Genomic DNA, 11,662 nt, shown 5'->3' with positions numbered 1-11,662 from the left:
CCAGCGGCGCGCCCGCCGCGCCGCCGATGGCGCCCACCGTGAGCGCCTCCCCGTACAGCAGGCGCCGCAGCTGCCGCGGGGTGGCGCCGATGGTGCGCAGCAGGCCAAGGTCGCGCCGGCGCCGGACGACGGTGAACGCGAAGCCCGAGGACACGACGAGGACGGTGACGAACGCGGAGAGCGCGGTCATGGCGGTGAGGACCTGGGCGCCGATCCAGCGGGTCATCTCGTCCTGCGGAGGGGCCAGTTCGTCGCGGGCGGCGCCGCGCAGCACCTCACCGGCGCCGCCGACGGCCCCGCGCGCGGCGGCCGCGACCGCACCTGCGTCGGCGCCGGGCTCCAGGACCAGTCCGATGACCCTGACCCCGCCCGCGAGTTCGGCGGCCCGGTGGCCGGTGGTCCAGTAGCCGGGGCCGTCCATCGTCCCGGACACGGTGAAGCGCCGCGGTCCGTGCGCGGTGAGCACCGTGATCCTCTCGCCGGGCACGTGCCCGAGGGCACGGTCCACGACGATGTCGTCGGCGGCCATGGGTGGGCCGCCCGCGCCGAGCCCGTACGAGGCGAGCGCCGCACTCGGCCAGCCGTGGCCCTGCCGCTCCCCCGCCCGCTGCCGGGTGCCGGGCGCCTGTGCGTAGAAGGACCGGTCGGCGACCGCCGCCGTGACGCCGGGGAGGTCCGCCAGGGCGCGCCGCAGCCGCTCGGCACGCTCCGGGGCCCACGGCGGGCTCTGCGCGAACACCCCGCTGGTCCGGGCCCCTTCGGGGCTGCGTACCAGTACCTGCGCCCCCGCCAGCCGCTCGGGCACTCCTGGGCCGCCGGACAGCAGGATCAGCGCGCTCAGTGTGATCACCGCGACGCCCAGCGCCGTGGTCACGAAGGCGCCCAGGAAGGAGGTCCAGCGCTCGCGCACCGTCGCCATGGGGATCATCACCGCACCTCCAGGGCGGCGGTCCGTGCCGCGATCGCCTCCGCGCCGGCCGCGCCCGGCAGTTCGCCCGCGAGCCGTCCGTCCGCGAGGAGCACCACCTGGTCCGCGTAGGCGGCCGCCGCCGGATCGTGGGTGACCATGACCACGGTCTGGCCCTGGGTGTCGACCAGTTCGCGCAGCATCCGCAGCACCGTCCGGGAGGTCCGGGTGTCGAGCGCCCCGGTCGGCTCGTCGGCGAAGAGGACGGCGGGCCGCGTGATCAGCGCCCGGGCGATCGCGACGCGCTGCCGCTGTCCGCCCGACAGTTCGCCCGGCCGGTGCCCGGCCCGGTCCGCGAGGCCGACCCGGGCCAGCGCCGCGGCCACCTCGTCCGCGGCGGGGCGGCGCCCGGCCAGACGCAGCGGCAGTTCGGCGTTCTGGGCGGCGGTCAGCGCCGTGACGAGGTTGAAGGACTGGAAGACGAAGCCGACCCGGTCCCGGCGCAGCAGCGTCAGCGCGTTCTCGTCGAGCCCGCCCAGTTCCGTGCCGTCGATCAGCACCTCCCCGGACGTGGGCCGTTCGATGCCCGCCGCGCAGTGCAGCAGGGTGGACTTGCCGGAGCCGGATGGGCCCATGACGGCGGTCATGGTGCCCGCCGCGAAGCGAAGCGTCACCGCGTCAAGGGCGGTGACGGCGTGTTCGCCGGTGCCATGGCATCTGGTCACCGAGCGCAGTTCGACCGGGACGGTGGCCCGGACGGTGGGTGTCGTGGTCATGGGCCCAGCCAACCCGGCTCCGGGACGCGGCACATGGGCGCCAGGGCGAGTACGCATACTCCACCTGGCACTACCGCCTGCGGGCCGCGGCCCCGCTACCGTCGGACCCCGTGACCCCCCGTACCGTGCGCCACGTCCTCACCCGCCCCTTCTCCCTGCTGGGGCGGGCGGTGGGCTATCTGCTGTCCGGCGGGCTGTTCGCGGCCGTGGTCTACGTCGGGCTGGGCGGACTCCTCGCGGCACCCATCGGGCTGGTGGCCCGGGTGGTCTGCGGGCTTCTGATGGTGGGCTTCGCGGTCGCGCTCGCGGGCCCGTTCGAGAACAGGCGGCTCGCCCTCGTCGTACCCGGTCTGCCGCGCCCGCCGGACACCTGGCGGACGGTCGGCTACGGCGCGGTCTCCGTCCTGGCGGTCGGCTGGGCCGACCTCGCCGTCGTCCTGGTCTCCCTGGGCATCCCCGGTGGGCTGCTCCTCACCCCCTTCCAGCCGTCCGCCGCGCCCTGGCAGTCGGTCGCCGGCCCGGTCGCGGGGGCCCTGCTGCTGCCCGTCGCCGCCTGGCCCATCGGCGCGTGGGCCACGGCGCGCGCCACCGTCGCCCGGGCCGTACTGGCTCCCCGGGACCACGAACTGCGCGAGGTGGTGCGCTCCCGGGCCCGGCTGGTCGACGCCTTCGAGACCGAACGCCGCCGCATCGAGCGCGATCTGCACGACGGCGCCCAGCAACGGCTGGTGGCACTCACCATGAAACTGGGCCTGGCCACGCTCGCCCTGCCGCCCGGCAGCGAGGCGGCGAAGGAGGTCGGGGAGGCGCACGACCTGGCCAAGGAGGCACTGGCCGAGTTGCGGGAGCTGATCCGCGGGGTCCATCCGCAGGTCCTCACCGAACGCGGACTGCCCGCCGCCGTACGGGACATCGCGGGGCGCTCCCCCATCCCCGTCGACCTGGATGTCGACGTTCCGGGGCGGCTGCCGCCCGCCGTGGAATCCACCGCGTACTTCGTGGCCGCCGAGGGCTTGAGCAATATGGCCAAGCACAGCGGTGCCGACCGTGGCCGGATCGCCGCCCGGGTCCACGACGGTGTGCTGCGCGTCGACATCGAGGACGACGGGGCCGGTGGCGCCGCTCCCGGCCCCGGTACGGGGCTCGTCGGGCTCGCCGACCGTATCGCCGCCGCGGACGGCAGAATGCTGCTGTCCAGCCCACCCGGCGGTCCCACCCTCCTGAGAGCGGAGATCCCGTGCCGTCCGACCAACAGCCCCTCCGTATCGTGATCGCCGAGGACGCCGTCCTGCTGCGCGAGGGCCTGGTCCATCTGCTGCGCCGGTTCGGCCACCGGGTCCCGGCCGCCGTCGGCGACGGCCCGGGACTGCTGGCGGCCGCCCGGGAGCACCGGCCGGACCTGGTCATCGCCGATGTGCGGATGCCGCCCGGCTTCACGGACGAGGGGCTGCGGGCGGCCCGCCGGCTCCAGGCCGGGCAGCCGGATCTGGCCGTCCTCGTGCTCAGCCAGTACGTCGAGCAGACCTTCGCCGAGGAGCTGCTGGAGGACCGCCGCGCCGACGCGGGCATGGGCTATCTCCTCAAGGAACGCATCGGTGACGTCGAGGAGTTCGCCGACGCCGTCGCCCGGGTCGCCGCGGGCGCCACCGTCGTCGACCCCGAGGTCGTGCGCCAGCTCCTCGCGCGCCGCCGCGATCCGCTGGCCCGGCTGACCCCGCGGGAGCGCGAGGTGCTGGCCCTGATGGCGGAGGGCCGGTCCAACGCGGCGATCGCCCGCCGTCTCGTCGTCACCGAGGCGGCCGTGGCCAAGCACATCGCGGGCATCCTGCTGAAGCTCGACCTGCCGCCCGACGCCCCCGACGACCACCGGCGGGTCCTGGCGGTGCTCGCCTATCTGCGTGCCTAGTACTCAGCGGCGGGTCAGGGACGGGCGGGTGTTCAGCGTCTCCACCTCGCTTCCGGTGGCGCGCCGATAGGTGTCGGTGATGCGGGCCAGCTCCCGCGGGCCGCGCCCGCCGTCGCGGTGCATGGCCCGGTTCGCCCGGACGACCGCCGCCGTCGCGTCGCGGCGCGCGGCCTCGTAGCGGGCCGGTCCGCTCCGCGGTCCGTCCGGCGCGGACAGCTCGTACGCCAGGACCCGGGCGTCGACGATGGCCTGGGACGCGCCGTTGGCACCCACCGGGTACATCGGGTGCGCGGCGTCGCCGAGCAGGGTGACGCGGCCCCTCCCCCACGACGGCAGCGGGTCCCGGTCGACCATCGGGTACTCCAGGATCTCCCCGCTGGCGGCCAGCAGGGCGGGCACATCGAGCCAGCCGAGCGCCCAGTCCTGGTAGTACGGCAGCACATCGGCCACCCGTCCGGCGCGGTTCCAGCCCGCGTCCCCGGTGAGCGGGCCCGGTTCCGCCACCCGCACCAGGCACACCCAGTTGATGCGGTCGCGGCCGATCGGGTACGCGATCAGCTCGGCGTCCCCGTCGCTCACGATGGCCGCCGAGCGGCCGGTGAGGAACGGCGCGGCCCTGGCCGTGCCGCGCCACATCCGGATGCCCGACCACAGCAACGGCCCGTCGTCCGGGTGGAGTTCGGCGCGTACCGCCGAGTGCAGCCCGTCGGCGCCGATAAGCGCCTCGGCGTCCTGTTCCCCGGCCGTGCCGGTGGCGCGGTCGAGCACCCGCACGCGGACGCCGTCCGCGTCCCCGGGGCCCTGCTCGAAGCCCGTCACACGGGCTCCGGTGCGGACCGCGTCGGGACCCAGCCGTTCCCGTACCGCCGCCAGGAGCAGCAGTTGCAGCTCCCCGCGGTGGATCGAGTACTGCGGCCAGCGGTAGCCCTGCGCCATTCCGCGCGGCTCGCTGAAGATCCGACGGCCGTGGCGGTCGGCGTAGACGTTCTCGGCGGTGGCCACGCCGAGGTCGGCGAGGCCGTCGCCGAGGCCGAGTTCGGTCAGTTCGCGTACGGCGTGGGGCAGCAGGTTGATGCCGACGCCGAGCGGACGGATCTCCCGGGCGCTCTCGACGACGGTGGCCCCGATGCCCGCGGCGTGCAGGCTGAGCGCGGCGGTCAGCCCGCCGATGCCCGCACCGGCGATGACGACGCTCATGATGCGGGGCGGACCTCGGGGCGGTCGATGACGCGCAGCCAGCTGCCGTCCGACTCCCGGCGGACGACCTGTACCCGGCCGCCGGTGTTGTCGGAGGACGGGGTCGAGGTGAGGGCGAGGTCGCCGTAGCGGACGGTGGGCAGCGGCTCCTCCTGCCGGAAGGGCTCCGTCGTGTGGTCCAGCAGGGCCTGGCACACGGCGCGGATGCCCTCCCGGCCGACGGTCGCGGATCCCGGCGGGTACGCGAGCACCGCGTCCGGTGCGTACAGCTCGGCCATGCCCTCGGCGTCGCCCGCGTTGGCGCGCTCGACGAACAGCCGGGTCAGGTCCTCGGGGGTGGTGGCGCGTTCGCGCGTCGTCCCTGTCATATCGGGCCCTCCTGTGTCCTGTCTTCTGACTCCTGCCTCCACTCTCCGGCCGCCGGTGTCAGAAGTCCAAGAGATGGTGAGTCTGGTTGCTAGAATGGATGCTTATGGAACTGCGACAGCTCGCCTACTTCGTGGCCGTGGCCGAGGAGCGGAACTTCACCCGGGCCGCGGAGCGGGAGCATGTGGCCCAGCCCGGGGTGAGCGCCCAGATCCGGCGGCTGGAGCGGGAGTTGGGCCAGGAGCTGCTGGACCGCTCGGACCGCTCGGTGCGGCTGACCGAGGCGGGCGAGGCCGTCCTGCCGTACGCACGGGCGGCGCTCGCCGCGGTCGAGGGCGCACGGCAGGCCGTGGACGAGCTGACCGGGCTGCTCCGGGGGCAGGTGGCCGTGGGGACGGTGACCTCGCACACCGCCGATCTGCCGGACCTGCTGGCGGAGTTCCACGACGCCCATCCGGCGGTGGAGATCACCCTGTCCGAGGCCACCTCGGACCAGCTCCTGGAGGGGTTGCGTACGGGGCGCCTCGACGCCGCGATCGTCAGCGTCGGCAAGCAGACGCCGCCCGGGATCGAGATGCAGGTGCTCACCGACCAGCCGATCGTCGCGGCGGTCGGTCACGACCACGAGCTGGCCGTCCACTCCTCCGTCTCGCTGGACACCCTGCGCGGGCGGGCCCTGATCAGCCTGCCGCCCGGTACGGGGCTGCGCACCCGGCTCGACGAGGCGTGCGCGGCGGCCGGGTTCACGCCGCACATCGCCTTCGAGGCGAGCGATCCGGAGGTGCTGGCCCAGCTCGCCGAACGGGGACTGGGCGCGGCGATCCTGCCCGGTTCGTTCGCCGAGGCGCGGGCGGACCGGCTGCGGACGGTCCGGATCACCCGCCCGGCGATGCGCGGGCGGCTGGTGTTCGCCTGGCGGGCGGGCGGCCCCAGCGGACCGGCCGGCCGCGCCCTGGTCGCCCGCGCCTGCCCCGCCCTGCTCGAGCGCACCCGCCGCGTACTGGGCGACCAGGCCGCGTCCTAGCGGTCACACCACGGGGGCGGCGTCCGGCCGGTGGATGATGCCGGTCAGCGGGGATACGGTGCGCCAGCCGAGCGCGGTGTACAGCGCCCGGCCGTCGGGCGTGGCGCCGAGCACCGCGGTGGACGCGCCCGCCTCGGCCGCCGCGTTCGCCAACGTCCGCATGACCAGGCCGCCCAGACCCTTGCGGCGCTGGTCGGCCGCGGTCTCGACCTGGTCCACGACGGCGGTGTCGGCGCCCGGCGGGATCGCGACCTGCCCCCGGGCGGCGAAGACCCCCCGGCCGTCGACGACGAGCGCGCGGATCAGACCGCCCCGGGCCCCAGGTGCGCAGCCGGAAGCCGTCGGGCACCGGCGCGGGGACCGGCGTCAGCGGGACCGTCATCAGGAACCCGGGGTCGTCCAGGATCCACCCCGGGAGCAGCCAGGGCCGCACGGTCTCCGGTGGCAGCGGCACCTTGAGGTGGGTGCCCGGCGCCGGGAACGCCGCCATCAGCTCGACGAGCAACGCCTCGTCGGCCTCGGGCAGTACATGCCGGGTGACGTGCCTGGGCAGCGCGACATCGAAGCTGAACCCCCACTCCTCCTCGACCGGCGGCGACGCCTGACGGGAGACGATCCAGCCGTCGACCCAGGCCCGCACCAGTTCCCGGTCCACCTTTTCCGCGTCCATGGATCCCCCCACTGCGTAATAGGTCCAGCGCCAGGACACACCTTACCCATTCGGACCGTCTCTCGGCATGAGACGGCATTGACAGAGGTGAACGGCGGATCCCAGAATGGCGCCATGATCAGGAACCGGTTCGACACGACGGGACACCTTCGCGCCCCGGATCGGACCGGCTGTGAGCGCTCGGGCCTCTAGTCGGCCCCTCCCGGCCCTCGCGACAACCGTCCCGTGCCGCCCGGCCCCTGATCGGCCCGCCGCCTGACGCCCCGAACCCCGGCTTCGAACCGACGCTTCGGACGCCTCCGGCCGCCGCGGACCACACCGAGCGCACGTCCGCGATGATCCGCACCGCATCCGGCCGGGTCTCCCCCTGCGCGGCGCGAGGGCATCTCTGCCATCCGTTCCAGCGGCTCCGCCGCCGCGCCACGCATGAGGAGAACGCCATGACCGTCATCGACACCCCGCCGAACCCCCCGGTGCTGCGCGACGCCCGCGTGCCCGCGGGCGGCCTGTACGAGGGGGGCGCGTACGCTGCGCCGGTTGCCCGAGGGGTGGCAGGAGCGCCCGTACGAGCGCTTCGAACTGACGCCCCTGGGGCGCACCATCGGGGCCGAGATCCGCGGCGCCGACCTCTCGCGGCCGCTGGAGCCGGGGCTGCGCGAGGAGCTGAACCGCGCGCTGCTGGAGTGGAAGGTGCTCTTCTTCCGCGGCGCCCACCTCACCTCGGCCCAACAGCGCGACTTCGCCCGGAACTGGGGAGAGCTGGAGACCAACCCGCTGCTCGCCAGCGGATCGAGCCAGGACGTGGCCCGCTTCGACAAGAGCGAGGGCGCCACCCCCACCTTCGAGAACGTGTGGCACGCCGATGTCACCTTCCGGGAGCGGCCCGCGCTCGGCGCCGTGCTCCAGCTGCGCGAGGTCCCGCCCGTCGGCGGGGACACCATGTGGGCGGACATGGCCGCCGCGTACGACAACCTGCCCCGGGAGGTGCGGGACCGCATCGACGGCGCCACGGCCGTGCACGACTTCATCCCCGGCTTCTCCCGCTTCTACGGCCCCGAGCGGCTCGCCCCGTTCCAGGAAGCCGTTCCCGCCCGTCGAGCATCCGGGTGGTGCGCGTCCACCCGGAGACCGGGCGGCGGCTGCTCTTCGTGAACACCTCCTTCACCACCCGGATCACCGGCATGGACCGGGAGGAGAGCGACCGGCTGCTGAGCTATCTGTGCCGTCAGGCGCAGGTCCCGGAGTACCAGGTGCGCTTCCGGTGGCAGCCGGGTGACGTGGCGTTCTGGGACAACCGCGCCACCCAGCACTACGCGGTGAACGACTACGCGCCGCACCCGCGGGTGGCCGAGCGGGTGGCCATCGAGGGGGACCGCCCGTTCTGACACGACCGCTCGTTCTGACGCGACCGCCCGCTCCGACGCGGTCCGGTCCGGCCCCTTCCGGGCGGCGGAGCTCCTGGCCCGTGTGCCCCGTCGCCCGGGACTGATGCCCCGCTGCTCGGGACCCATCAGGATGCGGGGATATCCGCGCGGCCATGGCCAAAGCTGCGGTATACCGTTACCGGTGCAATGAGTTGACGGTCCTCGCGGACCACGAGACAGAGGCCGGGCCGTGGCAGGGGGCCTCGGAGGTTACGGGTGCGATACCGGGTCCTTGGTGCGCTCGAGCTGTGGGACGGCGGCCAATGGGCGTCCCTCGGCCCGGCGAAGTGGCGGATGCTGCTCGCGGTGCTGCTCTGCCATGCCAACCGGACCGTCCCGGCCGAACGGCTCCTGGACGAGCTGTGGGGCGAGAGCCAGGCGCCGCAGAGCGCGGCCAAGTTGCTCCAGACGTATGTCTCCCGTCTCCGGCAGAGCCTGGGCGATACGTCCGGCGGAGCCCTGATCACCGACAAGCAGGGCTACAAGGCGCACGGCTACCGGCTGGTGGTGGAGGCGGCCGACTTCGACGCCCACCGGTTCGAGCAGCTGGTCGAGGAGGGGCGGCGGGGACTTGACCGGGAGGCCGAGTCTCCCAGTCCAGCCCGCGCCGCCGAGCGGCTGCGCGAGGCGCTGGTGATGTGGCGGGGCACGCCGTTCGCGGACGTGCCCCCGACCCCGTCCGTGGAGGCGGAGACCACCCGGCTCGGTGAACTCCGGCTCCAGGCCGTGGACGCCCGTATCGACGCCGATCTGCGGTGCGGTCGGCACGCCGACGTCCTGGGCGAGCTGGAGGCGCTGACCGCCGAGCATCCGTACCGCGAGGGGCTGCGCGGCCGCCTGATGCTGGCCCTCTACCGCTCCGGGCGGCAGGCCGACGCCCTGGCCGCCTACCGCGATCTGCACCGGCTGCTGGCCGAGGATCTCGGGGTCGAGCCGATCCCGCCGCTCCAGCGGCTCCAGCAGCGGATCCTCACCGCCGACGCCTCCCTGCTGGAGCCCCCGGCCCCGCGCAAGGAGGAGCGGCCCGCCGCCCCGGCCGCGCGCCGGACCGCCCGGGGCCCTCGCCAACTGCCGCCCGCCAGCCAGGCGTTCACCGGGCGCCATGGCGAAGTGGCGGTGATCCAGGCGCTCCTGGATCAAGGCGAACAGAGCGATCAAAACGATCAGAGCGACGACAACGCCGAGAGCGGGGCCGGGCGCCCCGTGGTGATCGCGGCCATCGACGGCACCGGCGGCGTGGGCAAGTCCACCCTGGCCATCCACGCCGCGCACCAGCTCGCCGAGCGGTTCCCGGACGGCCAGCTCTATGTCGATCTGCACGGCACCACCGCCGGGCTCTCGGCCCTCGAACCGGCCGAGGTGCTCGGACGGTTCCTGCGCGCCCTCGGGGTGGACGGGTCGAGCGTGCCGGGCGACACCGACGAGGCGTCGGCCCAGTTCCGCTCGCTGGTGGCGGGCCGTCGGCTGCTGGTCATCCTCGACAACGCCGCCTCCGTGGACCAGGTCCGCCCGCTGCTGCCCGCCGGGCCCGACTGCGCCGCGCTGGTCACCAGCCGCGAGATGCTGACCATCCTGGAGGGCGCCACCCATCTCCATCTGGACGTCCTCCCCCACGACCAGGCCGTGGCGCTGCTGGAGCGGATCGTCGGGGTGGAGCGGGTGCGGGCCGAGCGCGCGGAGGCCGAGGAGATCACCCGGCTGTGCGGGCGCCTGCCGCTGGCGCTGCGGATCGCGGGCGCCCGGCTGGCCGCCCGCCCGGCCTGGCCGCTGCGCACCCTGGTGTCCAAAAAGACCGACGCCCGCGGGCGGCTGGACGAACTGCGCTTCGGCGACCTGGCCGTGCGCACCAGCTTCGAGGTGAGCTACGACGCGTTCCGGCTCGGCGGGCGCTCCGACGACGCGGACGCGGTACGCGCCTTCCGGCTGCTCAGCACGGTGCCCGGGCAGGACGTGAGCCTGCCGGTGGCGGCCGCGCTGCTGGACCATCCGGCCGACCGCACCGAGAACGCGCTGGAGCGGCTGGTCGACGCGCAGCTGCTGGAGAGCCCGGACTCGGACCGGTACCACATGCACGATCTGCTCCGGCTGTTCGCCTCCGAGCGGGCCGAGCAGGAGGAGCCCGAGGCCGCGCCCGAGGCGGCGCTGGAACGGGCGATGTCGGCCTACGTGGCCACCACCCAGCGGGCGGTCACCCTGCTCGACCCGCAGCGGCCCTGGCCCCGGCATCCGGTCGAGGGCGCCGAGGTCCCGCTGCGGGACCGCGCGGAGGCGGAGGCGTGGCTGAAGGCGGAGGCGGGCAATCTGCTGGCCGCCGTCGCCCACGCCGTCACCCAGTCCGACGCGCTCGCCCGGCTGGGGATCCGGCTGGCCCAGGCCCTCCAGTGGTTCCTGTATCCGCGGGCGCACGCCCAGGATCTCCAGACGGTCAACGAGCTGGCGATCGGGGCGGCCCGGCGGCTGGGCGATCTGGAGAGCCAGGCGTGGGCGCTGGATCATCTCGCGGGCGCGCACTGGCTCCAGCACAGCTACGAGGAGATGCGGGCCACCCTGGAGTCGGCGCTGGAGATCTGGCGGGCCATCGGCCATCAGCGGGGCGAGCAGCGGTCGCTGTGCAACCTGGCGGACGCGCTGTCCGAATTGGGGCTGTTCGAGGAGGCCATCGGGGTGCAGCGGCGTCAGCTCGCCCTGGCCCGGGACACCGGGGACCTGGCGGCCGAGGTGATCGGCCTGGGCAACCTGGGCCGCGCCCACCGCGGTCTGGGCCGCTCCGAGGACGCGCTGACGTGCTTCAAGGAGAGCCTGGAGCACGCCCGGCGGACCGGCGACGTCCACCACCAGGGCTTCGCGATGTACGAGATCGGCATCACGTACATGGAGCAGGGGAAGTTCCCCGAGGGCCGGGCACATCTGGACGAGGCGCTGCCGGTGTGGCAGCGGCCGGGTACGTACGAGAGCTGGCGCGGGCACACCTGGAGCGGGCTGTTCCCCGCCTGTATGACGCTCCAGATCGGCCCCGGCCCGCACTGAGGCGGCGCCGGGTCCCTCACACGGGGCGGGGCCCGGTGGTCACAGCTTGCGGGCCACCCCGCCGTACGCCCACACCCGGCTCGGATCGTCCTTGGCGCCGATGCCCGGGCGCCAGGCGGGCAGCTGCACCAGGCCCGGTTCGAGCACGTCGAGCCCGCGGAAGAAGCCCATGATCCCGGCGCGGTCGCGCGGGGCCGCGGTCACCGGGCTGACGCTGAGCGGTGCCCAGTCCCGGTCGTCGGGCGTCTCGTCGGTGAAGTCGCCGGTGACATGGGAGAGGACCAGACAGCTGCCGGGCGCGGCCCACTCCATGAGCCGGGAGACGACGCCGTACGGATCGTCCTTGTCGTCGAGGTAGTCGAGGA

General features: G+C 74.5%; 10 protein-coding genes and 1 pseudogene. 5 read left to right on the top strand and 6 right to left on the bottom strand.

Features of this window, described 5'->3' with window-relative positions; translation table 11 throughout:
• Positions 1-928, bottom strand: a 928-nt coding sequence (locus SSOG_RS42015; RefSeq protein ID WP_154686139.1) for an FtsX-like permease family protein, incomplete at its 3' end; no start/stop codon positions are given.
• Positions 928-1,683, bottom strand: coding sequence for an ABC transporter ATP-binding protein (locus SSOG_RS42010; protein ID WP_009720413.1), 756 nt, complete (start codon positions 1,681-1,683; stop codon positions 928-930). The genes SSOG_RS42015 and SSOG_RS42010, both read right to left, overlap by 1 nt.
• Positions 1,684-1,793: 110 nt before the next feature.
• Here SSOG_RS42010 and SSOG_RS42005 point away from each other — a divergent pair, with 110 nt between their 5' ends.
• The gene (locus SSOG_RS42005) at positions 1,794-2,954 is read left to right on the top strand and encodes a sensor histidine kinase (protein WP_245606500.1); all 1,161 of its coding nucleotides are present in this window, start codon (positions 1,794-1,796) and stop codon (positions 2,952-2,954) included.
• The gene (locus tag SSOG_RS42000; RefSeq protein ID WP_106516554.1) at positions 2,921-3,589 is read left to right on the top strand and encodes a response regulator; all 669 of its coding nucleotides are present in this window, start codon (positions 2,921-2,923) and stop codon (positions 3,587-3,589) included. The genes SSOG_RS42005 and SSOG_RS42000 overlap by 34 nt, the downstream gene beginning before the upstream one ends.
• A gap of 3 nt (positions 3,590-3,592) precedes the next feature.
• Here SSOG_RS42000 and SSOG_RS41995 read toward each other — a convergent pair whose 3' ends face one another.
• Entirely contained in the window at positions 3,593-4,786 is a 1,194-nt protein-coding gene (locus tag SSOG_RS41995) for a flavin-dependent oxidoreductase (protein WP_009720411.1), read from the bottom strand.
• Positions 4,783-5,154, bottom strand: coding sequence for a YybH family protein (locus SSOG_RS41990; RefSeq protein WP_039940029.1), 372 nt, complete (start codon positions 5,152-5,154; stop codon positions 4,783-4,785). The genes SSOG_RS41995 and SSOG_RS41990 overlap by 4 nt, the downstream gene beginning before the upstream one ends.
• Before the next feature lie 104 nt (positions 5,155-5,258).
• Between SSOG_RS41990 and SSOG_RS41985 the strand changes: the two genes are divergently transcribed.
• Positions 5,259-6,176, top strand: coding sequence for a LysR family transcriptional regulator (locus SSOG_RS41985; protein ID WP_009720409.1), 918 nt, complete (start codon positions 5,259-5,261; stop codon positions 6,174-6,176).
• A gap of 3 nt (positions 6,177-6,179) precedes the next feature.
• On the opposite strand, the gene SSOG_RS58070 is transcribed toward SSOG_RS41985, so the two are convergent.
• The gene (locus tag SSOG_RS58070) at positions 6,180-6,395 is read right to left on the bottom strand and encodes a GNAT family N-acetyltransferase (RefSeq protein ID WP_342634393.1); all 216 of its coding nucleotides are present in this window, start codon (positions 6,393-6,395) and stop codon (positions 6,180-6,182) included.
• Between the two features lie 891 nt (positions 6,396-7,286).
• Here SSOG_RS58070 and SSOG_RS58740 point away from each other — a divergent pair.
• Positions 7,287-8,231 (top strand): annotated as a pseudogene (locus tag SSOG_RS58740) (TauD/TfdA dioxygenase family protein).
• Positions 8,232-8,486: 255 nt separating this feature from the next.
• A complete protein-coding gene (locus tag SSOG_RS57720) occupies positions 8,487-11,297 on the top strand; it encodes an AfsR/SARP family transcriptional regulator (RefSeq protein WP_009720406.1) in 2,811 nt (936 codons plus the stop codon).
• Between the two features lie 39 nt (positions 11,298-11,336).
• Here the strand turns inward: SSOG_RS57720 and SSOG_RS41965 are convergent.
• A partial coding sequence (locus tag SSOG_RS41965; RefSeq protein WP_208867443.1) for an SAM-dependent methyltransferase occupies positions 11,337-11,662 on the bottom strand: 326 nt, incomplete at its 5' end.

Source organism: Streptomyces himastatinicus ATCC 53653 (assembly GCF_000158915.1).
GTDB lineage: Bacteria > Actinomycetota > Actinomycetes > Streptomycetales > Streptomycetaceae > Streptomyces > Streptomyces himastatinicus.
Note: the sequence above shows the minus strand (reverse complement) of the source record. Positions and strands in the feature narration are given on the sequence as shown.